We start from the raw sequence: 22,260 nt of genomic DNA on the forward strand, positions 1-22,260 counted from the left end.
TTCTGACACTCATTCTACTACTAACATTTTTATAATGGAATCATTTTGCTCAAAAAATATAATTAAATTTTTTCCATGATATCAAGGTTTTTAAGTATATAACATATAAGATTAGTATGTCATTTTTGTTATCCAATTCTCTCCTACCGCAAAAACCAATCTATAAATTTTAGCTAAATCCGCACCTTTTTTTAACTAAAAAAAGAGGAGTATCAATTACTCCCCTTTCTCTTCCCGGCACAAATCATCTACATATTCAGTTAGGAGTTCTGCGGCATATTCACCAGAAAAATGCTCAGGATCAATAAAACGGTGGAAAGCCAATCCATCAATTAACGCATATAACTTTTCCGTTTCCTTTTGCAGATCTCTCCCCTCTTTCATATATCCACTTTCTGAAAGGAATACCAACACACGCAGCACAGTTTCCCGGATACCATCTGTCTGACGAAAAGCATCTCCTTGCTTGTATTTGAAATGCAGCGTGAACATAAACCATACTTGCATTTCCGCCATTGTTTCCTTATCAATTGGGATAAGCTCCAACAATACCTTTGTCACAAGCTGTTTTGGCTGCAATACTTGTTGAATCACTTGCATGATCCGAGCTTCACAACGGGATTTCACAAGCTCCATCGCATAATGAAGCAGTTCTTCCTGTGTCGTGAAATAATGACGCAAAGCACCTAGTGACAGATTGGCTTCTTTGGCAATGTTCCGGACAGAGGCTGCCTCCATCCCGCCATCCATGATGACCTTCCAAGTTGCTTTGGCTATATCTTGCTTTCTTGCTTCATGATCTATTTTTTTTGGCATAGCTTAACTTTAGCAAAAAACATATATGAAATCAATTTATTTAATACACTTGTATCACAAAGATTCCCGTGTTAGCATAATAATACAACTGTATTATAAAAAGGAGATGGAAAATGAACAGTATTATTGTTTTAATCATTCTGTGTGAAGTCGGTTTTTGGGTTTTTATTGCTGCTGGACTAATTGCCCGCTATGTGTTCAAGCTTCCAAAATTCGGTATGATCCTGCTCGGTGCGACCCCTCTGATTGACTTGATATTGTTACTAGCTACCGGCTTTGATCTTGCACGCGGTGCAACAGCTACTGTTGCCCATGCCATTGCTGCCATCTATATCGGCGTCAGCCTGGCATATGGAAAATCGATGATACGCTGGGCCGATCAGCGCTTTGCCTATTACATTACAAAACAAGGTGAGAAACCGAAAAAACTTTACGGCAAAGAACATGCTAAGAAAGAAGTGAAGGGTTGGCTGCAGCACTTGCTTGCATATATCATCGGCGCTGGTCTCCTGCTTGCTGTGATTTATTGGATCAACGACGCGGAGCGAACAGAGGCACTCGGCGGCGTCCTCAGGATCTGGTCGATTATTCTTGGTATTGATTTTCTCATCAGCTTCAGCTATACCCTGTTTCCGAAAAAAGAGAAGCATGCCAGCTCATGAAGCAGCATGCTCCTCTCTTTTAGAAGTCTTCTTTCTTTGATCTTTCATTCGCTCTATTCATGATGAAATAACAAATAACAAGCAAAAGAATCGCACCACAGAAAAACAATGTATTAAGCGCACTGTCATGGTAGACGACGATCAAACGAATCAATGCTGTGATACCGATATAAAGGAAATACCGGATCGGGAAATGATAATCCTCTTGAAAATACTTTACGATCATGGCAATAAACTCAAAATACAGGAAAAACACGAGAATCTTATTTAAGAATTCCAGTCGGGAAGTATTGCCTTCATTGAATAAGGAATTGGTGATAATATCAATCAATTCCTTCACTAGCAATATGGAAATGGCGATAGCCAAAAGAATCAAGGCTACATTCAAAACGTACTGCAGGACGGTTGCAATCGTTGCCTTCGTCCGTTTTTTCTTTGTATGTGTTTCTATCCGCATAACTTCACCTCTAAAATTCCTATTTCTCTATCTTTTTACTAGATAAGCTGCATCAATTTCCTTCGTGCATGATATACCTGACAGAGCATAGGTCAATTGAAGCTCCGTACGCATATCCTCGATTACACGGCTCACCCCAGCTTGTCCACCTGCAGCGAGTCCGTATACATAAGGGCGGCCGATCAGGACGCTATCCGCTCCCAAGGCAATTGCCTTAAATACATCTGATCCGCTCCGCACACCGCCATCCATCAATATCGGCACTGCTCCATTTACTATTTCCGCGATTGCAGGCAGTGCCCGTAAAGAAGCAATGGCACTATCAAGCTGCCTTCCCCCATGGTTGGACACAACGATAGCATCCATTCCTAATTCAATTGCCTGCTTGGCATCTGCTGGGTGCAAGATGCCTTTCACCACAATCGGCAAGTTTGTCTGTTCCCGCAAGAATAGTAAATCATCCCATGTAAGATTCGGGTGATGGATATTCTCCAGTATAGCCTCTCTTATATGTTCCTCTGTAAGCTGTGGCACCAATTCCTGAAAAACAGGATCATTTATGTAATTTGCTGTTCCTTTTAACAGCTTCAACGGCGAATAGCCATTCCGGTAATCTCGTTTTCGCCACCCAAGCAGACCTGTATCGACCGTCACTACAATTGCCTTATAGCCCGCTATTTCAGCCCGTTTTGCCATACTGGCAGTTAAAGCACGATTCCTAGACCAATACAATTGGAACCATTTCACTGCTTTCGGTGCTGCTGCTGCAATCTCTTCCAAGGAAGCCGATGTAACCGTACTTGCAACAAACGGAATACCGGCAGCTGCTGCAGCTTTCACACTGCCAAGCTCCTTCTCCGGATGGAAGATCCCTTGGAAACCTACCGGCGCCAGCATCACAGGCATACTTTGCGCCTGCCCGAACAGCTGGACGGAAGTATCTACATTGGAGACATCCCGCAGTACTCGCGGCAGGATGTCGTACTCGCTGAATGCTTCTCTATTCTGCCCGAGCGTCTCTTCATCTCCGGCCCCGCTTTGCAAAAATCCAAAAGGACCGGCCGGCAGAATTTCCCGAGCCCGCTCTTCCCACTCCGCTGCAAATAACGGATAATCACTTATCTTTTCTCCAATTCTCGTAAAAACATTTCTCATTGACTTAACCCCCATTCCTTTCTTTGTAATATTAATAGAATAATTCGAACACGTTAGGAATTCCACTCTTTTCGTGTTAAGATAATCATTGAAAAATAAGCAACGGAGGCGGCAACCATGGCTAATTATCAAGATCTTTCGAATGAAGCGTTACAACAGAAATACAATACGCTGCAGGATGCATATGAGGCAATCGCCAGTCAGCAGCTGCAGCTGGATATGTCGCGCGGGAAACCATGCACTGAGCAGCTTGATCTCTCCCAGCCGATGCTCGATATCATTACGTCTAGCAGCACTGTTAAAACGGAAAATGGAACAGATGCACGGAATTACGGTGTATTGGACGGTATTCCAGAAGCAAAGGCATTTTTTGCTTCCATCCTAGATGTTGAACCGAAGCAAGTAATCGTTGGAGGAAACAGCAGTCTGACATTGATGCATGATTCCATCGTTCAATTTTTGCTGCATGGTGTATCAGAAGACGCGACACCATGGATCAAGCAGGATAACGTGAAATTCCTCTGCCCTAGCCCTGGCTATGACCGTCATTTCACAATTTGCGAAGCATTGGGAATCGAGATGATCCCTGTTGCGATGACTCCAGAAGGTCCTGACATGGATGAAGTAGAAAAGCTCGTCGCAGCTGATCCACAAATCAAAGGAATCTGGTGTGTACCTAAATACAGCAATCCGGATGGTTTTACATACACCGATGCTGTTGTTGATCGTCTTGCTGGAATGAAAACAGCTGCAGATGATTTCCGGATTTTCTGGGACAATGCTTATATCGTCCATCATCTTACAGAAGAACCAGATGAACTTAAAAATATCATGACGGCAGTTGCGGTTGCGGGGAATCCGGATCGTGTCATGGAATTCACTTCTACTTCTAAAGTAACTTTCCCTGGCTCTGGTGTTGCTGCTCTGGCTTCCAGCGAAAAGAATATTACTTTCTATAAAAAGCATCTATCCGTTCAATCCATTGGGTCGGATAAGCTGAATCAAATGCGTCACGTAGCATTTTTAAAAGATAAAGACACCCTTGCTGTCCATATGAAAAAGCACGCCGCAATCATTGCGCCAAAATTCAAGACCGTCCTGACAATCCTGGAGGAGAAATTGGGTGGTAAAGGAATCGCCGATTGGACGAATCCGAACGGCGGCTACTTCATCAGCTTGAACACGATGGAAGGCTGCGCGAAGGATGTCGTGGAGCTTGCCAAAAAAGCTGGTGTAACCTTGACTGGCGCTGGTGCAACCTACCCTTACGGTAAGGATCCATATGACAGGAACATCCGTATCGCACCAACACTTCCGCCAACTGAAGAACTGAAAAAAGCCATCGAGGTACTATGCTTGTGCGTCGAGATGGTAAGCATCAATCGTTTATTACAGAAATAAAGTAAGGCCGCCTTTAAGGCGGCCTATTTATATGGAATAAAGATAATAATCCTGCTGGCTTTCTTTCTTGAATCCGGTCGACGTATATAAAGACAGCGCCTTTTCATTCTCTGGCTGGACATCCAGATAAACCGTTTGTCCCCGCTGTGCCTCCATCCGCACAGCTTTCTGCAAAGCCCTTCTCCCATATCCCTTTCCTTGGAATTCGGGAAGGATTGCAAAACCATATATCTCACTTCGTTCTTTCTCACGATGAATACGAATCTTCCCGACTATCTTATCTTCTGCCTCAATCATGAAAAACTCCTGTTGAAATCCATCCCTCTCCAATCTATCATTGTAAACCTTCGCTTCATCCGGCTTAAACTCAAAACAGACGATATCCAATTTCATCTTCATTTCGATATCTTCTTTACGTGAAGGTCGCAAACGAATGGATTCATCCAATTCCCAAAGTAAGTTTCCATCCCATCTCATCATGTACTCTGATTCTTCATATGTACAAGCTATTGAGTCCAACCATTGTTTTCCTGATTGACTATCCGCCGGAACGTTTAATAAGATTTTCCGAGCTTTTTCCAGGGCAGGCTGGCTGTTATGAAATAGTCTGCTAAAGATGCCTTTCCTTCGGTAATCTGGATGCACCATACCGCATACTTCTATTTTGCTCCCGAAACTATATAAGCCAAGAAAACCGACAAGCCGGCCCGAATCATATGACAAAAAATCAGTCTGATCCTCATCACTTCTATTCTCGAGCATATCCCAATTCAGCTTCAGATCTATACTGTCATATTGCTCCACAGCTTGCTGAAGTTTTTTTATTTCTTTTAATTGTTCTATTGTAAGCAAACATATCCCCCCAATCTCTGTTTACTCACTTATCATACCTTAATTTTCCACACAAAAAAATCCTGCCGATTATACGGCAGGATTTTAATTAATTTGCTTGATGATCCACTTTCACTCGCCGGATGAAGAAACTGATGACCACACCAATAATAGCAACAATGATACCAAAGATAAACGAACCTTGGACACCTTCTGTGAATGCTTGAATCATTGTAGCTGGATCTTGCGGATTGGCCGCATCTTCCATGAAGCTCTTCTGTCCAGCAGTCATAATAGAGATTGCTACAGCAGTACCAATTGCACCAGCAACCTGCTGTAATGTGTTCATGATAGCTGTTCCATCTGGGTACAGACTAGGAGGCAGCTGGTTCAAGCCATTTGTCTGTGCCGGCATCATAATCATGGAGATACCAATCATCAAAGCGATATGCAATCCAATGATGAAGCCAGTGGACGTGTCCAGGGAAATGGTAGAGAACCCGAACATAACCAAAGTGACAATGATAAGACCAGGAGTAACAAGGAATCTTGGTCCGAATTTATCAAATAGTCCTCCCATGACAGGAGAAAGCAAACCATTGATAACACCGCCAGGAAGCATTGTAAGACCGGCAACAAGCGGAGTAAGCGCTAAGGATGTTTGCAGGTACAATGGCAGCAAGATCATAGAGGAAAGCATAACCATCATGCTTACTAAGATCAGCACCAATCCTAATACGAACATCGGGTACTTGAACGCGTTCAAGTTCATCATCGGCTGTTCCATCTTAACCTGACGAACAGAGAATAAAATAAGGCTCAAAACGCCGACTGCAATGGTAACGATAACGATTGGATCGCCCCAACCGCCGCCTTCACCAGCATGGCTGAATCCGTAAACCACACCACCAAAACCGATAGTCGATAAGACGATAGATAGAATATCGATTTTAGGCTTTGTCAATTGTGTAACATTTTGCATGAAGAATGAACCGAATACAAGTGCCACTACTAGTAATGGCAAGGAGAACCAGAAAATCCAATGCCAAGTAAGTTTATCGATGATCAGACCTGAGACCGTCGGACCTACTGCAGGTGCGAACATAATAACTAGACCGATTAATCCCATCGCTTTACCGCGTCGATGCGGCGGGATGATGTTAAGAATGGTATTGAACATTAACGGAAGCAATAGAGCAGTACCTATCGCCTGCACAACACGCGCTATTAACAGCACACTGAATGACGGTGCAACAGCAGCTATGATAGTACCGATGATTGAGAACACCAAAGATGTCAAAAATAGCTGACGTGTCGTGAACCACTGCATGATTAAACCGGATACCGGCACAAGCACACCAAGTGTCAAAAGGTAACCTGTAGTCAGCCATTGAGCTGAGGAGGCTGAAATACCGAATCCATTAATGATATTCTGCAGCGCAATATTCAGCGCTGTCTCACTGAAAAGACCAACAAAACCAGCAATCAAAAATGAGATGATGATTGGCATAGCTTTGATATTACTGTTGTTCACAGCTGTTGTAGCTGTATTATTACTATCCATTTGCAAAGCTTTCTCCTCCAATATGGAATTATTGTTTAAGTAATGACGGAAGCTGTCTTGCCACACTATACAACGGGCTTCCCGATGCACTTGTCAGAGCCAGGGTCACTGCACCTTCTATCAAGGCATTTATCGTAACGGCCAGATCCTTCGCCATTTCCTTTTCATAGCCAAAAGCAATCAATCGATTTGCGTATAATGCCTGCCAGTCCGCATAGGCATGCTGGCAGCTGTTTCGCAGCACTTCATGAGTTGACGCAGTTTCTGACGCAATCAGTCCGATTTGAACACCTTCCATTTGATGTTTTTTTTCAAAATCTTGGGCAATTTTACGGATGTGATATTGAAAAGCCTCTGATGCAGTGTCCTTCTCGTTTAAATCCTGTGCTGCTCCTTCTAATACATGCTTCTTCATGAGCGTAATTGCTTCTACTGCAATCTCTTCCTTCCCATTCGGGAAATGATAGTACAGCGAACCTTTAGGAGCACCGCTTTCCTCTATAATCTGATTCAAGCCTGTGCCATGATAGCCTTGTCGCTGGAACAGCTCTGAAGCGGTACGTAAGATGAGTTCTTTTGTGCTTTCCTTCTTTTTCACTGTCCCATACAACCTTACACTCCTTAAATTATAACGATTGGTCTAGATAATAATAATTTTTTTCGTTTAACCTGTCAAGAATGTGATCTGCAATTTAGTTTGTAAAGTTAATGTAAATGCTTGTGTGTAAAAGGTAAAGAAATGTTATAGTACAAATGAATTTTAATAGCACGTTTCCCCCTGTTCCAACGATTAATATATGGAAAGGAGATTTTAATATGACGAATGACAAAAAAAAAATATCAGCTCTTCTTGAAATTTTTATTGTTTCCCTTCGCCTAGGCTGCACATCATTCGGTGGTCCGATTGCCCATCTTGGTTACTTTCAAGAGACTTATGTACGTAATAAAAGGTGGCTAGATGAACAGGCTTATGCGAATCTAGTTGCTCTTAGCCAATTCCTCCCGGGCCCAGCCAGCAGTCAAGTCGGCATTGGTATTGGCATAATAAGAGGCGGCATGATTGGCGGAATCATCTCATTTATCGGTTTTACCCTGCCTTCCGTCCTGATACTTATCTTATTTGCCCTATTTATTGGACAAACGAATCTTTCAGACGCAGGCTGGATTCAGGGCTTGAAGCTCGTCGCTGTTGCTGTCGTTGCTCATGCCATACTTGGAATGAGCCAAAAACTCACAGCAAATCGAATGACAAAGGGAATTGCCTTAGGGGCACTTGTTCTAACCCTCTTATGGCCTCATCAATTTTCGCAGCTGCTGGCATTATTGCTTGCAGCTGGTACTGGGTACTTCCTGCTTCATCCGAATCAAAACGATAAGGCATCCAGTCAGATAAACTTTTATATCAGCAAGAAAACTGGAGCAATCTGCCTTGGTTTGTTTTTCCTTTTATTAGCTGGTCTGCCAGTGTTGCGCGCTTTAACAGATGCTCCACTTCTTGCTATGGCTGACAGCTTCTATCGTGCAGGTTCCCTCGTATTCGGAGGCGGTCATGTAGTCCTTCCGCTTTTAGAGCGGGAATTCGTTCCAACTGGCTGGATCAGCCAGCAAGACTTTTTGGCAGGGTATGGAGCTGCTCAAGCAGTCCCCGGACCTCTCTTTACATTTGCGGCTTATCTTGGGACTGTGCTTTATGGCTGGCAAGGCGGACTGCTAGCTACCGCAGCTATTTTCCTGCCAGCATTCCTGCTATTAATCGGAGCTCTGCCATTCTGGACAAGTCTCCAGAAAAACAGCAGCTTCCGCAAGGCCTTCACTGGAGTAAACGCTGCAGTTGTAGGGATATTGATCAGCGCGTTTTTCATCCCGATATGGTCAACTACTATCCACAACGCTGCTGATATTGCACTTGCTGCCACCTTCTACAGCCTGCTGACTTTCTGGAAAGTTCCGGCTTGGGTTATTGTCCTGTTAGGCGCTGGGTGCGGGTTGATTCTATAGTATTATCAGATACTTCAAAAACAATCAGTTTTATTGCTGGCTGTCAGTGCAGACTAGCTGCCATAATGAAAAAGCCTGGTATCCGGAAGGATATCAGGCTTTTCCACTCACTAATGCTCTTTTGCTGATTATGAATAATAGTACTGTCAGTGACAACATGATCAGGCAGCCTATTTGTACCGCGGCAGCTACACCTGTAAGCCGGTTGATACCAGCCAAAATTGATGTCATCCCGATAATCAGAATGGCTTCTACCGTTTGATACATACTCATCATACGGCCCATTTGCTCGACTGGAATATGTTCTTGCATATAAGTGACATATCCAGCATTCGCAAAAGCCAGTGCACCGGATAGAAGGAATACACCCACACTTGCTGGGAGAAAGCTTTGAGAAAAAGCAAACAGCACATACCCCAATGCTCCTCCCGCCGCTCCATAAGTGAGCAGCTGAATGGAACAGAAATGGCGACTTACGATAGTCAACAATACAGAACCCGAAATAAAACCGATTCCAGCAATACTTACAAGCAGTCCATAAGCAGATTCTGATAATCCGATCGCTTCTGCAGAAAAAGCAACTTCCATAGAATCAACAGCTGCAGTCATGACAGTGATGCAGCTGAACACCAGAAGCAGAAGAGTCAGCATGACAAACTTTTTACTGAAAGCTGTAACAAGACGCCAGTCTTCTCTCCAGATTTTCAGCCATTTTGCCTCCGAACCTTCTTCCAAGACAACTTTTACAGATGGCAAAGCTATGCATATACTAACTGCTGCCAGTAACAATATTATATTAGTGCCTAATGCAGCCTCAACTGATCCTGCGCCAACTAAAATCCCTGCAGCTGCCGGACCTAATACAAAGCCGCTGCCATCTGCAATAGCACGATAGGAATTGAATTTCTGCCAGTGCCGCTTATGGATTAACCCAGTGATATACGGCAAACTTGCAGGTTCAAAGATGGTCCCTGCAGCTGCTACGAAGAAAACAAGCACATAAATTTGCCATAGGGAAGTGGCGATGATCATCCCGGCTATACCGAAAATCCTTATAGCGTACAACAGAATCATCAGCTTCCGATTATCCAGCCGATCTATGATACTGCCCGCCCAGCTGTTCATCAGCAATCCAGCTGCTGGCTTGATCATATAGAGGATTGCAACAGCTGCTGCAGCCTGATCTGCTTGCTCGTATACCATTAAATTCAAAGCAATCAAATAAAGCCAATCACCGCAGGATGCACATGTAATTGCTGTAAGCATTGCGATAGCGCGTAAACGGTAGTTCTTCATCTTCATTTCCCTCTCTCTGTTTGAAGTGAAGCCAATAAAAAAATCCCACCCCCAAGATTGTCATCTTAGGGGCGAGATACCGTCGCGGTGCCACCCTAGTTTCCCCGGCAGGTCACCCAGCCAGGCTCAGAAAGTACACGCATTGCTGCGTAGACCCTTGTGCGTTAACGGGCACTTCCCGGACTGCCATCATCTTCATCCGGCAGACAGCTCCACGGTTTGTTCCAGCTGAACTCCTTCACCCTTTTCAGCATTACAGGGATTCTCTGTAAAAGGAGCGTCATGCAGTACTATTCCGCATCATCACTTGTAAATTTTTTCTATAATATCATGTAACGAGCTACTGTACAACACGTTGTGAGAACTTTTCATAAGTTTCATCGCTCGCCAGGATATACAGCCTGTCTTCAGATTGAAGGGAGGTTTCTCTTTTATTTAGGTAGTTCATATCCTGATTGATACATAGCAGGACCATCCCTTCTCTCGTCAGCGCTTCCTGCGCATCTTGATATGTTTTCCAAACAGAGGCAGGGTGTATCTCAAAAATATTCGTCCCGTACTGTTTGCTCAATAGCTGACGGAAGAGATTTGATGTTCCCGGCGCCATCACAGCCTTGGCCATCAAAAGGGAAACGGAGTCATTGGATAGAATAAAATCGTCAATGGATATATGCTCAAACTTAGGAATATGTGTTTCATTATTGATTTCTACAACAGTATGTATATTCGTATTTTCTTTTTTGGAAAGCCCTTCGACCGCTGAAGCTATCAGAAGTGTTTTAGCATCTGCTAATAGTGTAGATTCCAGTTCGGGATCTGAGAACACAGCAACGCGTGCAGCTTCCAGGAGATTTGCTTGTATCAAAGTCGTTTCATCAGATGGATCTCCCTGTACAAAAGCAACTTGTTCATGATCGAATGGATGCTCTTTCCTATCATCAACAACAACAATAAAGGCATTTTCTTCACTTGCCAGCACTTCCTCAATTGATCTCTTCACCTTTTTTGACCAACCGATATAAATATAATGCCCTTTCCTTTTGATCATCAATTTCCCCTCCCTTTGCATGCGATTATAAGCTGAGGCACCGTCTACAATCTTTCCGATCAATACACCAATTACGCCGATTCCGAATAAGAACAAAAAGATTCCAAGCAGTCTTCCGGGTACCGTCTCTGGATAAAAATCTCCATATCCGACTGTGGTTACAGTTGTCATCGTCCACCAGAATCCATCGAACAAAGATGGGAAATTATCTTTTTCGATTACATGAATACCGACGGTTCCTATCAGCACGACAAGGACAGACGCCAAAGCTATTGCCAGAAAATTGAACCCAGTGATGCTCTTCCATAAACGAATGAAAATTAGCATAGTCTCTCCTCCTAGACTTCCATTATAACTGGAAAAATAAGAAAAATGACCGATATCTTACATTTCGCAACATACAAAAAAGCACCTCCGATGGAGGTGCTTTCGATATGTTTATGTTTAGTAAGCTAGGCTGAATAGTCCTTTTACGTGAGTCAAGTAGCGGATGTTACTTGCTTCTTTCATCATTGTAGCAGGAAGACCCTTCAATGGTGTTTGGTTCGCACCGATGAATGCTACAGCGTCCCTGCGGCCAAGGCTCGCAAGTGTACCGGAGTTGATCGGGCTGAAGTTTTCCATTGTTTTGCCTTCAAGGTAAGCAAATAGGTTATATCCTACTAGCTCGCCCATTTGCCAAGCGATCTGTGCTGTTGGAGGCCAAGGGCGACCGTCTTCACCGAAGTATACAGCACTGTCACCGACAACGAATACATCTTGGTGGCTCTTAGACTGAAGGAAGTTGTTCACAGTCGCACGGCCGCGATCTGTTTCCAATCCAGATTCAGCTACCATTGGAAGCGCTTGTACGCCGCCTGTCCATACAAATGTATTTGTTTCGATTTTCTGACCATCTTTCAATTCCACGACATTGCCTACTACGTTCGTTACAGGCAAGCCAAGCAAGAATTCTACGCCGCGTTTTTCCAAGCTGGACTGCGCACGATCGATTAGATGCTGTGGAAGCATTGGAAGGATCTTCGGACCGGCTTCAACAAGCTGAAGCTTGATTTCTTTAGGATCCACACCGTGAGGCAAGCAGAAAGAAGCTAGCTTGTCCGCGATTTCGCCGACTAGCTCAACACCAGTCAGACCGCCGCCACCGATAAGGATAGTCGCGTCTGCAGGATTTTTAGATGCTGCATATGCTTTAATTTTATCTTGGATTTGGTTATACACTTTGTTTGCATCATCTGCTGATTTCAAAACAAGGCTGTTTTCTTCCAATCCAGGGATACCGAAGTAAGCAGTCTTACTTCCAAGACCTACTACCAAAGCATCGTAAGAAAGTGTATTTCCGCCAGCAAGAACTACTTCCTTCTTGTCGACATTGAAGCTTTCCACTGTTGCTACTTTGAAGTCTACATCCAAACCTTTCAAAAGCTTCTCAACTGGCATTGCCACTGCTTGCTCGGAGATGCTGCCCGCTGCAAGACGGTGAAGCTCAGTGATGATTTGGTGTGTAGGTGTTTTATTGATAAGCGTTACATTTGCTTGCGCTTTGCTGTAATACTTACGTACGGTTTGAGCGGCTAAGACTCCGCCGTAACCGGCGCCTAAAATAACGATATTCTTTGCCATACTTAATCCTCCGTCCTTACCTTATAAGCTCTTATTTTTGTTTTTGTCTTTCTTTTTCGTTCGCTACTTCAAGATAGCTCTGAACAAAACGGAACATCTTTTGTGCTTGTGGATCCTTCATCAGACGAAGCAGACCAAAAAGGCCGATTGTTTCGTTGCTTGTTTCTGCACGGTCTTTAGCTTCAATCGCAGTTTGGGCAACTGTTTTCACAGAATCTGTCACTGGATGAAGTACTTCTGTAATTGCATTAACTGTATCGGATTTCAACACATCATCTGTTGCTACAGCTTGTGCGAAGTCGTAAGAAGCAGTCAAAGCGTTCACAAGTTCATTGATTTTTGGAAGCTGTTCAATCAAAGAAGTCAATGATTCTTGCACTTCAGGTTTTAGCAATTGCGCAGCTAGGTCCTGTTGGCTCTGGCTAACACTTTCGTTTGTTTCTGACATAACGTATTCTCCTTTGCTATGGTAATGCATTATATTTATACGTAAACATTATACTTTGTTGTGAATTTGTTCACAACTGTACGTTCACAAATTGCTCAAAATATCCACCTACAACTTTACTCCTACTTGGAGATCTTGTCAAAAGTTATTTCACACACGTTAATGATTTTTTTCATTTCCTATTATATATTCGAAAAAAAGACATAATAAAAGCCCTTACACTCTTTTGCTTACGTAGCTTTCCCCTATTCCAGAAAAATATTAAAATTATTATGCATTCTTCCCGAAGCTCATGCTCTCATACCGGCCTCGAATGATACTATACACCCCGAACAAAATGAACCCAACTGATACAATCGCAAGGAGCCAGCGTCCGTATGGCTGCTGTGAAACTTCCGCCAGCGCTCCATCCAGTCCTTTCGCTTCATCTGGATCAGACTGAATAGCTGTAAGGACGAAGAAGAATCCAACTACGCCGAAAACAATGCCTCTGCTTACCAAACCGATGCGGCCTGCTTGGCGGGCAGCACGTTTTTCGTGCTTATTCATTTCAGCTGTCTTGAATCGATTCATAAAGCTTCCAGACACGCCACTGAAAAATTCATAGACGCCGTATCCGATGATAATAAGTCCGACTGCTGCAACCAGCCACTGTCCGAAGGGATATGAAAGTAGCTTTGCTGTCAGGGATTGCTCGCTCCCTCCGCCGCTCCCTTGATTCGTGGCAGCAAAACGAAGCGCATTAAATGCAATACTGGCATATATGACCGTGCTGACGCCATAGCCTATGCGAATAATGATCCCTTTTGTACGGTTTCCGTTTCCTTCTTTGTTCGGATCCTTGATGGCTAGTATCGCATCCCAGCATACATACCCGATTAATCCTATTCCAATCAGCCATAACAAAACATTTCCAAAGGGCATACCCGCCAGTTTTTGCAGCATACCACCTGTGTCAGTCGTATCTCCTCCCACGTGAAGCGCAGCTAAGAGTGCAAGAACACCGATGAGGGCATAGACTATCCCCTGAGACATATAACCGATTCGTCCAAACCTCCGAATCCATGGCTTTGTTTCTTCCTTTGTATCCTTTGCCTTCTGTTTAGCTTCTTGTTTATCGGCCATAGTCGTCTTCCTCCCCTGTTTTAAAAAGCTATACCCATGCCGCGCAGAAGAGAAACCGGTAAAAATAGGTTAGGCAAGCTACCCTTGCACAGGTGCCTACATACGATGAAGAAGAAGCAAGAAGGGAGAATGATGATGTATTACGAAAATGATGACAAACAAGAGCAGCAACGACAAATACAATTTCCAGGCGGACCTGGTTTTGGCGGTCCCGGCGGCCCTGGATCAGGCGGATCTGGATTCGGTGGTCCTGGGTTCGGCGGCGGGCAAGGCGGATTTCCATTCGTCCCCCCTCCGGGAGCTGGCGGGCAAGGCGGAGGACAGCAGGGGCAGTTTGGACCTCCTGGACCTCCTCCATCTCAAATTCCGCAGCTGCAGCCAGTAGGCGGAAGTGGTGGTCCTTCTGCCTTTGCTATAGATCCGGGCGGAATCCGTTTCTGTCTCTTCCGTTACACGTATATGCAGCTTGAGAACGGCCAGCGCTTCTGGTACTACCCAGTATTTGTCGGCCGTACTTCGATTGCTGGCTTCCGCTGGCGTCCGCAGCAGTTCCGTTGGCAGTACTTTGGCATTGACCTCAGACGAGTTGCAGCATTTAGTTGCTTTTAAGCAAAAGAACAGGCCTTCCTGCGAGAAGGCCTGTTCTTATTTATTGAGTACACCCATAAGCTCAGGCAGCCATAGACTCAGTGCCGGAATATAGGCTACTGCAAGGAAAGCAACGAACACAGGAATGTAGAACAGCAGTAATGGTTTTGTCATTTGTTCCACTGTAACATTGCCAACCTTGGATCCAATAAAGAGTACCGTTCCAACCGGTGGTGTAATCGTACCGATAGCAAGTCCCATCGACATAATTGTCCCAAAATGGACTGGATCCACACCGAATTCCAGAGCAACAGGCAGCAGGATTGGTGTAAAAATCAGCAATGCAGGAGCGATATCCATGAAAGTGCCGACAAGCAATAGAATCAGAACAATAATCAGCATCAGCACGGCTGCATTACCACTGAAATCAAGTATCCCAGATGAAAGCATCTGCGGCAGCTTGGAATATGACAGAATCCAAGACATAGCCCCTGATGCTCCAATTAACAGAAGGATGACGCCGGAGAACATGACTGTATCACGAAGAATCACCGGGATATCCTTCCATTTCAAGCTGCGATAGATCATGCTAAGCACCAGAGCGTACAGGATTGCTACAGCCGCTCCCTCTGTTGCCGTAAAGACCCCAAAAGAAATTCCTCCGATGACGACCACAATCAGCATCAAACTCGGAATAGCATCCAGGATAACTTTGGCAGCCTGAGAAAAGCGGATTGGTTCAGATACCGTATATCCCTGTCTTTTTGCAACTATGTAAGCCGTCATCATAATCAAGACAGACATCAAAATACCAGGCAAATAACCCGCAATGAACAATGCGCCAATCGACGTACCGCCACTTAGAACAGAGTATAAAATCGGCGTACCGCTTGGCGGTATGATCAAACCAGCCGGTGCAGAAGCTACGTTGACTGCTGCAGAATAAGATGGATCATAGCCTTCTTTCTTCTGCATAGGCGCCATGATTTTCCCCATCGTTGCAGCTGATGCAATAGCAGAACCAGATAAGGCTCCGAAAAGAGTGTTTCCGATGACGTTTGTGTGAGCCAAGGAACCTGGAAGGCGCCCCGCCAAAAGCTTGGCCAAATTGATCAAACGCAAAGCGATTCCGCCCGTATTCATGATACTTCCAGCCAATGTAAAGAAGACAAGGGATAACAGGACAAAGCTATCGATGCCAGCGACAAACTGCTGTGAAACGACCATTAAAATCTCATCAAATGGCAGCAGCATAGCTCCAGCTGCCAACGACGACAAGCCAATGCTGATTGCAATCGGAACACCGAAGAAAATCAAGAGAAAAAACAACCCGAATAAGACGATACCTGCAAGAACGACACTCGTCATGCTGCGTCCCTCCCTCTAGCGGCTTCCCTGCGTGCCATTAATCGATTCGTGACTATATAATAAACACTCAGCAAGCCAGACAGCGGCAGTGCGGCATATACGTAGCCCATAGGGAGCCCAAGGACTGGTGAAGTCTGTGTCATCGAGGCAAGCATCAGCTGTGTCCCGCCGATAATAAAGACAACTACCATAAACACCAGCACCGTCACTTCTATGATCAACTCGGCAGCTTTTTTGTCCTTTGCATGTTTCCATTTGGACATTAGGAACGTCAGCGCGATATGTTCTTTTACTCCGAAAGCATAACTGGCTCCAAGCAATCCGACCCAGATGAAGGAAAACCGAAGCACCTCTTCTGTGAACACGCTCGGATTTTGCAGGACAAATCGAGTGAATACCTGCCATATTGCACCCGCGACTAAGAAGACAGTCAGCGTACACGTCACGAGCAAAATACATCTATCAACCCAATTCCGTACTTTTTCCACCTCGTTCAGCTCCTTTTCGTTTACTGTAACGCCGCGATGTCATCCAGCACTTTCGCTATTTCCGGATTTTCCCGCCTTTCTTCGATCAGCGGCTGCACCAGTTCCTTGAATGGCTCCTGATCAAGCTCATTGAAGGTAACACCCATCTCATCCTCTGCTTTCTTGATGCTTTCTTCGATCAGCTGGTCCCAGCGCGCATTATGATTTTCCGAAGAAATCGCTGCTGATTCCTCGACAGCCTGCTGCTGCTCCGGGCTCAGACTATTCCACGTCTTCTCACTCATAATGAGGAAATCAGGAATTCGCGTATGTTCGTCGTAAGAAAAGTATTTGGCTACCTCGCCATGGTTCGCATCCGTAAGGGCAATCGGACTGCTCTCCGCTCCGTCTATGACACCTTGCTGCAGCCCTGTATAGACTTCCGGCGCAGGAAGCGGTGTAGGGGACGCTCCCAGCAGCTCCATCGTCCGGATTGATGTTGTATTCGTCATCGTACGTATTTTCAGTCCATGCAGGTCTTCCGGCTTCTGAATTGGCGTGTCTGCTGTATAGAAACTCCTTGCCCCTGCATCGTAATAAGCGATACCATGCAGACCAATGGATTCCAGTTCTTCATAAAGGTCTTTTACAATATCGGATGCCATAACTCGTTTAAAATGCTCTTCATCCTCAAATACATATGGCAAACTGAATACGGAGAAATCGGAATAGAAGCTCTCCAGTACACCGCCATTTACTTTAGCCATGTCGACTACTCCATTCTGGACAAGCTCCAGCATTACCCTCTCGTCACCAAGACCGCCTTCGGTATAAATATCCGTTGTCAGCACACCGTCAGTGCGCTTCTCCAGCTCCCCGCTGAATTCCTCCAGACTCGCATAAACCGGACTATTCGGGTTATGGATGTGCCCCATCGTCAGCTTCCTCGTCTCCTGGCCCGCAGCATCTGTAGCAGGAGCGACAACCATCAGCACACCTATTCCAAGCAGCAAAACAGCAAGAATTAGCCACGTCGTTTTCGCTCGATTCATGTTTCACCCTCCACAAGGTATTATAAAGCGCTTACAAATATCAGCATTCGACTGGGTGTGATCAGACGCTCCCTTTCTGGAGTGTCAGGATCACATCAGCCTTTTTAGCCGGCTTGCTCCAAGGTATCTGTAATTCATAAGGCAGTTTACCACTCATAAAACATGCATTCATCGTCTGCTCTAAATCGATAACGGTTTTAAGATTTCCGGCTGTCTGTTTGATTGTTTCTTTAGGGAAAGGCTGCCCAGCCGCAATATTCTGGTGCAGTGCCTCAATAATCGATGCGTGGCCAAGCGCTGTTTCATATGTGCATGGAATATCCCGTCCATCTGTAAGTGCAGCGATGCAATAATCCAATTTATCCAGATGATTGGTCTGCGGATTTCCATAGATTCTTTCCTGACCATCCTCTGTATACGCTGTGATGATGCCTTGATTGAGATTGCAATCATATACGATATAGCCTTTTTCAAAAGTGTACAAGAATTGGGGTCCTTGCTCTGTTGCTGTTGCATGCGATCCATAAAAGAGCAGCTCACACCCAGATTCCGTATGCATGCGAATTGCACATGTATCAAAGGTTTCGATATCATTGGCTCGATACAACTCAGCTTCCAGACGTTTGATATGCACCGTTTCCTGGAGCTCATGCCCGAGCATGTAAAGCATATTATGGATGAAGTGAGCAGCGGCATTATTGGCTACACTATCCCGAATTTGCCGTCCATCCGGCGCCATCAGTTTGCCCGACCAAGCCGAACGGGAAAAATATGCTTCATTCCGCGGCCACAGCACCAATGTTTTCAGCTGCTTCGGCTTTCCATAGAGTCCCTTCCGGATATCTTCCTTAAGCTCCAAGATTGGAGCAGTGAACGACCAGTTGAAGCCAATAGCAGCCCACTTTCCGGATTCAGAGATTGCATACTCCCATTTCACTTGATCCCGCATATCGGCAAAAATCGGCTTTTCACAAAGCACATTTGAGCCATGTCGAAGCGCGGATAGTGCTTGCTCTGTGTGCAGATGAATAGGGGTGGCAATGATGGCTAAATCCGCTCGGTTGTATTGATAGAAAGCGTCCACCGCAGAAAATATCGGAATCCCGCGCTGCTTTACTTTTTCCAGCAGACTGCTTCTTTCTGGATGGATTTCCACGATTCCGGCGAATGTGATGTCCTCCCGCTCCAGCAATGCATCCAAGTAATGCTCCCCATATCCATTCATTCCGATTAAAACGACTGCTTGCTTCATTGCTTTTCCCCCACCTTTGTCAGGCTGATTGCCTGCTCCTGTGCTTGGATAGCCAGAGCCGCTGCCTGGAAAGTATGCTCCTGACTCATCGCTGTTTCCGTTCCCTGCTGACAATCAGTAATCAATTGTCTGAAATACGGAACTCCTACCCTTCCCTTAGCCGAGAAATACACTTCCTCCCGATCCGTCACCACATACAGATGTTCTCCTTCTGCCGAGCGAGCCACATCCGTGTATTTTCGCAGTTCCACATACCCGTTTGTGCCGTGCAGCACCGTTCTTCCGTCTCCCCAGACCCGAAGTCCATCGGGCGTGAACCAATCGACACGGAAATATTGGCTGACTCCTGTATTGGTAACAAGTGTTGCGTCACCGAAATCCTGCCAGGAACCATATTGCGGATGAGCATAATTCGCCACCTTGCTATGCAGTACCTCTGCTTCTTTACTTCTCGTATAATGAAGCAGCTGCTCAATTTGATGGCTGCCGATATCACATAAAATACCGCCATTTTTCTGCGGATCGAAAAACCAATCCGGCCTTGTGTCTGCCTGGAGTCGGTGAGGCCCCGAACCAGTAAGCTGGAATAAATCTCCGATCAGCCCCTCTTGTATAATGTTATCTGCCAGCAGGGCTGCCTCCACAGCCAATCGCTCACTATAAAACACCGCCCATTTTTTTCCTGTACGGCGCACCGCTTCCTCTGCCGCATGCAATTGAGCCATTGTCGTAAAAGGCGCCTTTGCGGAAAGGAAATGCTTGTTGTGCTCCAATACTTGAATGCCTAAAGCCCCGCGCTCGGATGGCACAATGCTGGTTACAATCAAATCAACCTCGCTATGCAGGATTTGGGACAGCTCTGAGACAACTTCTCCTGTTTGAAATCTATGTTGAAGGGCATTTGCCTGATTTGGATTTCGATCATAGATGTGCATAAGCTTTGCCCCTGCATCCAAGAGACCTTGCACCATACTGTAAATATGCGGATGATCCAGACCCGCAGCAGAAAAAATGAAAGGTGCTGTTATCTGAGTGTCAGCAACTGTTGCAGCTTCTTGAGCTAGCTCCTCCAATTGATTCAGCAGTGCCATTTATCAGCTCTCCTTTTATACATGTTCCTGGTAGCAGCGCTTCATTTGATGAAGCACCTCATCGCCTGGCTGATCCCAAATCTCCTGATTGATGATTTCTACTTCGATCGGGCCCTGATAGCCTGCTTCCTCCACCATGCTGCGCATCTCGCGCAAATTGATGACGCCTTCGCCCATCATGGCTCGCCCTTTGAACATATCCTTCATCGGCACCTTCCAATCTGATACATGGAAGCCGAGTATCTTACCCTTAGCCCGATCAATCTGGGGACGGAGCTCTGGATCCCACCATACGTGGAAGGCATCTACCACAACTCCAAGATGCTCGGATTGCAGCTTCTCTGCCAGAGTGTTGGCCTGCCCCAATGTATTGATGACAGAACGATCTGCTGCATACATCGGGTGAAGCGGCTCAATGCCAAGCTTTACACCTAGATCCTCCGCATATGGAAGGATAGCTTCTATCCCTGCCTCCACCCAATGACGAGCCTTGGCGATATCTTTATCCGAAGCCGGACCACATACAAGCACCAGCACATCTGTCCCCAATGCCTTCGCATCTTCTATTGCCCGTTTGTTATCATCTATTCGCAGCTGCCTCTCCCGCTCTGTAGCTGCCGGAAACATTCCGCCGCGGCAAAGACTTGACACTCGAAGGCCGTATTCCGTTAACAATTTTTTCGCTTCTTTTACACCTATTTCTTCCAGCTTATGCCTCCATATGGATATCCAATGAATATCATGACGGGCACAGCCTTGGATTGCTTCGGTCAGCGACCAGTTTTCTGTCGTAATCTGATTGAGACTGAGAAACTGCAGATCCGCTTTTGTCATGACATCACCTTCTGTTCGATACCAGCCAGCTTCAATACGAGCTGCATCCGTTCTGCTGCAAGTTCCGGGTCCACGAGGACTCCCGCTTGATCAGCCAGTCTGAATAGCTCACTCAAATGAAGAACCGACCTTGCTCCTTCTGCACCGCCAATCATCCGGAAATGTGATTGATACCCATTCAAATATGCCAGGAAAACAACGCCTGTTTTGTAGGCGTACGTTGGTGTCTCAAAGATGTGCCTGGAAAGCGGCACTGTCTTATCGAAGATTTCCCGGTATCGGTCAAGATCTTCTGCATCAAGTGCCCGCAGCGCCTCGGAAGCAGCTGGTGCAATTGCATCAAAGATACCGAGCAACGCATGGCTATACCGCTCTCCATCACCTTGGATCAGCTCTGGGTAATTAAAATCATCTCCTGTATACATCCGAACCGAAGCAGGAAGCTTCGCTCTCATTTCGATTTCCTTGTCCTTATCGAGTAAAGAGATTTTAATTCCGTCAATCTTCCCTTCATACTGATGGATCAGTTCCAGACAGTCGTCCATCGCACGGCTGATCGTTTCCGATCCCCAGTAACCTGTCAATTTCGGGTCAAACATTGGCCCGAGCCAATGGAGGATCACCGGCTTTTTCACTCCGCTAAGCACATGCCCGTAAACATCCTTGTAATCCGCTGCCGATCGTGCACTGGCAGCCAGCGCGCGGCTTGCCATCAGGATGATCCGGCTTCCGGTACCCTCGACGAATGCGCACTGCTCTTCGTAAGCCTGCTTAATCTCTGACGTCGTAAACGAACTGTCAGCCGGCAAATGATCCGTCCCTGCACCAGAAGCGAGCAACACATTCTCTTTTTTCGCTTCCTCTGCACTTATGGAAATCAGTTCCTTCGCCATCTCATATGTGAGTCCCATGCCTCGCTGTGCCGTATCCATAGCCTCTGCCACACCGAAACCAAGCTTCCACAATGCTTTCCGATAATTCAATGTTGCTTCCCAATCAATTGCCCCTCCTAAGATAGGATGTGCTTCAGATTGTGCATCCGCAACAACGTGAGCAGCAGAATAGGCTGTCCTTGTCCGGAAAGTTCCTTCTATCGGATAGGTTGAAGCTGAATGGACTAGTGTGTACGCCTCCAATGAACGACCTTGCGTTGGTAAAAGAATCGTTGTCATACTGCTTCCCCC

General features: G+C 45.6%; 22 protein-coding genes. 4 read left to right on the top strand and 18 right to left on the bottom strand.

Translation table 11 applies throughout. The annotated features are described in order from the left end of the window. Positions 1-216 precede the first annotated feature (216 nt). A complete protein-coding gene (locus CHH91_RS16055; RefSeq protein WP_095224460.1) occupies positions 217-816 on the bottom strand; it encodes a TetR/AcrR family transcriptional regulator in 600 nt (199 codons plus the stop codon). Between the two features lie 113 nt (positions 817-929). Here CHH91_RS16055 and CHH91_RS16060 point away from each other — a divergent pair, with 113 nt between their 5' ends. Then, a complete protein-coding gene (locus tag CHH91_RS16060; protein ID WP_095224461.1) occupies positions 930-1,478 on the top strand; it encodes a hypothetical protein in 549 nt (182 codons plus the stop codon). Positions 1,479-1,497: 19 nt separating this feature from the next. Here CHH91_RS16060 and psiE read toward each other — a convergent pair whose 3' ends face one another. Further along, a complete protein-coding gene (gene psiE / locus CHH91_RS16065; protein WP_095224462.1) occupies positions 1,498-1,935 on the bottom strand; it encodes a phosphate-starvation-inducible protein PsiE in 438 nt (145 codons plus the stop codon). A 27-nt stretch (positions 1,936-1,962) separates the two neighbouring features. After that, a complete protein-coding gene (locus tag CHH91_RS16070; protein WP_095224463.1) occupies positions 1,963-3,090 on the bottom strand; it encodes an alpha-hydroxy acid oxidase in 1,128 nt (375 codons plus the stop codon). 117 nt (positions 3,091-3,207) lie between these two features. Between CHH91_RS16070 and CHH91_RS16075 the strand changes: the two genes are divergently transcribed. Then, positions 3,208-4,491 (top strand): aspartate aminotransferase type Ic, encoded by a 1,284-nt coding sequence (locus CHH91_RS16075; protein WP_095224464.1) that lies wholly within the window; start codon positions 3,208-3,210, stop codon positions 4,489-4,491. Between the two features lie 27 nt (positions 4,492-4,518). Here CHH91_RS16075 and CHH91_RS16080 read toward each other — a convergent pair whose 3' ends face one another. The 3 genes from CHH91_RS16080 to CHH91_RS16090 form a co-directional block, all read right to left on the bottom strand. After that, positions 4,519-5,343 (bottom strand): GNAT family N-acetyltransferase, encoded by an 825-nt coding sequence (locus tag CHH91_RS16080; RefSeq protein ID WP_095224465.1) that lies wholly within the window; start codon positions 5,341-5,343, stop codon positions 4,519-4,521. An 88-nt stretch (positions 5,344-5,431) separates the two neighbouring features. Beyond that, positions 5,432-6,886, bottom strand: a complete 1,455-nt coding sequence (locus CHH91_RS16085; RefSeq protein ID WP_095224466.1) for a DHA2 family efflux MFS transporter permease subunit — start codon at positions 6,884-6,886, stop codon at positions 5,432-5,434. A gap of 28 nt (positions 6,887-6,914) precedes the next feature. Continuing rightward, positions 6,915-7,496 (bottom strand): TetR/AcrR family transcriptional regulator, encoded by a 582-nt coding sequence (locus CHH91_RS16090; protein WP_286160818.1) that lies wholly within the window; start codon positions 7,494-7,496, stop codon positions 6,915-6,917. A 206-nt stretch (positions 7,497-7,702) separates the two neighbouring features. Here CHH91_RS16090 and chrA point away from each other — a divergent pair, with 206 nt between their 5' ends. After that, positions 7,703-8,884 carry a chromate efflux transporter gene (gene chrA, locus CHH91_RS16095; protein ID WP_095224467.1) on the top strand — a complete coding sequence of 394 codons (1,182 nt, stop codon included), beginning with the start codon at positions 7,703-7,705 and terminating at the stop codon, positions 8,882-8,884. 93 nt (positions 8,885-8,977) lie between these two features. On the opposite strand, the gene CHH91_RS16100 is transcribed toward chrA, so the two are convergent. The 5 genes from CHH91_RS16100 to CHH91_RS16120 form a co-directional block, all read right to left on the bottom strand. Then, positions 8,978-10,180, bottom strand: a complete 1,203-nt coding sequence (locus tag CHH91_RS16100; RefSeq protein ID WP_176465823.1) for an MFS transporter — start codon at positions 10,178-10,180, stop codon at positions 8,978-8,980. A gap of 340 nt (positions 10,181-10,520) precedes the next feature. Then, complete coding sequence (locus tag CHH91_RS16105; protein WP_095224469.1) at positions 10,521-11,555, bottom strand: ion channel; 1,035 nt, start codon at positions 11,553-11,555, stop codon at positions 10,521-10,523. 117 nt (positions 11,556-11,672) lie between these two features. Further along, positions 11,673-12,851, bottom strand: a complete 1,179-nt coding sequence (locus tag CHH91_RS16110) for an NAD(P)/FAD-dependent oxidoreductase (protein WP_095224470.1) — start codon at positions 12,849-12,851, stop codon at positions 11,673-11,675. Positions 12,852-12,882: 31 nt separating this feature from the next. Continuing rightward, positions 12,883-13,299: a helical membrane plugin domain-containing protein gene (locus CHH91_RS16115; protein ID WP_095224471.1), complete on the bottom strand. Its 417-nt coding sequence runs from the start codon at positions 13,297-13,299 to the stop codon at positions 12,883-12,885. A 270-nt stretch (positions 13,300-13,569) separates the two neighbouring features. Then, positions 13,570-14,424: a DUF1206 domain-containing protein gene (locus CHH91_RS16120; RefSeq protein ID WP_095224472.1), complete on the bottom strand. Its 855-nt coding sequence runs from the start codon at positions 14,422-14,424 to the stop codon at positions 13,570-13,572. 132 nt (positions 14,425-14,556) lie between these two features. Between CHH91_RS16120 and CHH91_RS16125 the strand changes: the two genes are divergently transcribed. Then, on the top strand, positions 14,557-15,033 hold the full coding sequence (locus CHH91_RS16125) for a transporter (protein WP_353615334.1): 477 nt from the start codon (positions 14,557-14,559) through the stop codon (positions 15,031-15,033). Positions 15,034-15,069: 36 nt separating this feature from the next. On the opposite strand, the gene CHH91_RS16130 is transcribed toward CHH91_RS16125, so the two are convergent. From CHH91_RS16130 to CHH91_RS16160, 7 genes are all read right to left on the bottom strand, one after another. Continuing rightward, on the bottom strand, positions 15,070-16,380 hold the full coding sequence (locus CHH91_RS16130; RefSeq protein WP_095224473.1) for a TRAP transporter large permease: 1,311 nt from the start codon (positions 16,378-16,380) through the stop codon (positions 15,070-15,072). Continuing rightward, positions 16,377-16,868 carry a TRAP transporter small permease gene (locus CHH91_RS16135; RefSeq protein ID WP_176465824.1) on the bottom strand — a complete coding sequence of 164 codons (492 nt, stop codon included), beginning with the start codon at positions 16,866-16,868 and terminating at the stop codon, positions 16,377-16,379. The genes CHH91_RS16130 and CHH91_RS16135 overlap by 4 nt, the downstream gene beginning before the upstream one ends. Before the next feature lie 20 nt (positions 16,869-16,888). Continuing rightward, entirely contained in the window at positions 16,889-17,899 is a 1,011-nt protein-coding gene (locus CHH91_RS16140; protein ID WP_095224475.1) for a TRAP transporter substrate-binding protein, read from the bottom strand. 61 nt (positions 17,900-17,960) lie between these two features. Beyond that, complete coding sequence (locus CHH91_RS16145; protein ID WP_095224476.1) at positions 17,961-19,151, bottom strand: Gfo/Idh/MocA family protein; 1,191 nt, start codon at positions 19,149-19,151, stop codon at positions 17,961-17,963. Further along, a complete protein-coding gene (locus tag CHH91_RS16150; protein WP_095224477.1) occupies positions 19,148-20,242 on the bottom strand; it encodes a Gfo/Idh/MocA family protein in 1,095 nt (364 codons plus the stop codon). The genes CHH91_RS16145 and CHH91_RS16150 overlap by 4 nt, the downstream gene beginning before the upstream one ends. A 15-nt stretch (positions 20,243-20,257) precedes the next feature. Next, positions 20,258-21,076 carry a sugar phosphate isomerase/epimerase family protein gene (locus tag CHH91_RS16155; RefSeq protein WP_095224478.1) on the bottom strand — a complete coding sequence of 273 codons (819 nt, stop codon included), beginning with the start codon at positions 21,074-21,076 and terminating at the stop codon, positions 20,258-20,260. Further along, on the bottom strand, positions 21,073-22,248 hold the full coding sequence (locus tag CHH91_RS16160) for a dihydrodipicolinate synthase family protein (RefSeq protein WP_095224479.1): 1,176 nt from the start codon (positions 22,246-22,248) through the stop codon (positions 21,073-21,075). Before CHH91_RS16160 ends, CHH91_RS16155 begins: the two co-directional genes overlap by 4 nt. Between the last annotated feature and the right edge of the window lie 12 nt (positions 22,249-22,260).

The sequence above is a fragment of the Virgibacillus sp. 7505 genome, from assembly GCF_002272135.1.
Lineage (GTDB): Bacteria > Bacillota > Bacilli > Bacillales > Amphibacillaceae > Terribacillus.

What these genes read in the sequence shown, in the direction of transcription:
- CHH91_RS16105 (WP_095224469.1), bottom strand. Translation starts at nt 11,555, where the DNA reads ATGCTAATTTTCATTCGTTTATGGAAGAGCATCACTGGGTTCAATTTT.
- CHH91_RS16085 (WP_095224466.1), bottom strand. Translation starts at nt 6,886, where the DNA reads ATGGATAGTAATAATACAGCTACAACAGCTGTGAACAACAGTAATATC.
- CHH91_RS16115 (WP_095224471.1), bottom strand. Translation starts at nt 13,299, where the DNA reads ATGTCAGAAACAAACGAAAGTGTTAGCCAGAGCCAACAGGACCTAGCT.
- CHH91_RS16150 (WP_095224477.1), bottom strand. Translation starts at nt 20,242, where the DNA reads ATGGCACTGCTGAATCAATTGGAGGAGCTAGCTCAAGAAGCTGCAACA.
- chrA (WP_095224467.1), top strand. Translation starts at nt 7,703, where the DNA reads ATGACGAATGACAAAAAAAAAATATCAGCTCTTCTTGAAATTTTTATT.
- CHH91_RS16145 (WP_095224476.1), bottom strand. Translation starts at nt 19,151, where the DNA reads ATGAAGCAAGCAGTCGTTTTAATCGGAATGAATGGATATGGGGAGCAT.
- CHH91_RS16140 (WP_095224475.1), bottom strand. Translation starts at nt 17,899, where the DNA reads ATGAATCGAGCGAAAACGACGTGGCTAATTCTTGCTGTTTTGCTGCTT.
- CHH91_RS16075 (WP_095224464.1), top strand. Translation starts at nt 3,208, where the DNA reads ATGGCTAATTATCAAGATCTTTCGAATGAAGCGTTACAACAGAAATAC.
- CHH91_RS16055 (WP_095224460.1), bottom strand. Translation starts at nt 816, where the DNA reads ATGCCAAAAAAAATAGATCATGAAGCAAGAAAGCAAGATATAGCCAAA.
- CHH91_RS16070 (WP_095224463.1), bottom strand. Translation starts at nt 3,090, where the DNA reads ATGAGAAATGTTTTTACGAGAATTGGAGAAAAGATAAGTGATTATCCG.
- CHH91_RS16160 (WP_095224479.1), bottom strand. Translation starts at nt 22,248, where the DNA reads ATGACAACGATTCTTTTACCAACGCAAGGTCGTTCATTGGAGGCGTAC.
- CHH91_RS16125 (WP_353615334.1), top strand. Translation starts at nt 14,557, where the DNA reads ATGATGTATTACGAAAATGATGACAAACAAGAGCAGCAACGACAAATA.
- psiE (WP_095224462.1), bottom strand. Translation starts at nt 1,935, where the DNA reads ATGCGGATAGAAACACATACAAAGAAAAAACGGACGAAGGCAACGATT.
- CHH91_RS16060 (WP_095224461.1), top strand. Translation starts at nt 930, where the DNA reads ATGAACAGTATTATTGTTTTAATCATTCTGTGTGAAGTCGGTTTTTGG.
- CHH91_RS16100 (WP_176465823.1), bottom strand. Translation starts at nt 10,180, where the DNA reads ATGAAGAACTACCGTTTACGCGCTATCGCAATGCTTACAGCAATTACA.
- CHH91_RS16110 (WP_095224470.1), bottom strand. Translation starts at nt 12,851, where the DNA reads ATGGCAAAGAATATCGTTATTTTAGGCGCCGGTTACGGCGGAGTCTTA.
- CHH91_RS16120 (WP_095224472.1), bottom strand. Translation starts at nt 14,424, where the DNA reads ATGGCCGATAAACAAGAAGCTAAACAGAAGGCAAAGGATACAAAGGAA.
- CHH91_RS16155 (WP_095224478.1), bottom strand. Translation starts at nt 21,076, where the DNA reads ATGACAAAAGCGGATCTGCAGTTTCTCAGTCTCAATCAGATTACGACA.
- CHH91_RS16130 (WP_095224473.1), bottom strand. Translation starts at nt 16,380, where the DNA reads ATGACGAGTGTCGTTCTTGCAGGTATCGTCTTATTCGGGTTGTTTTTT.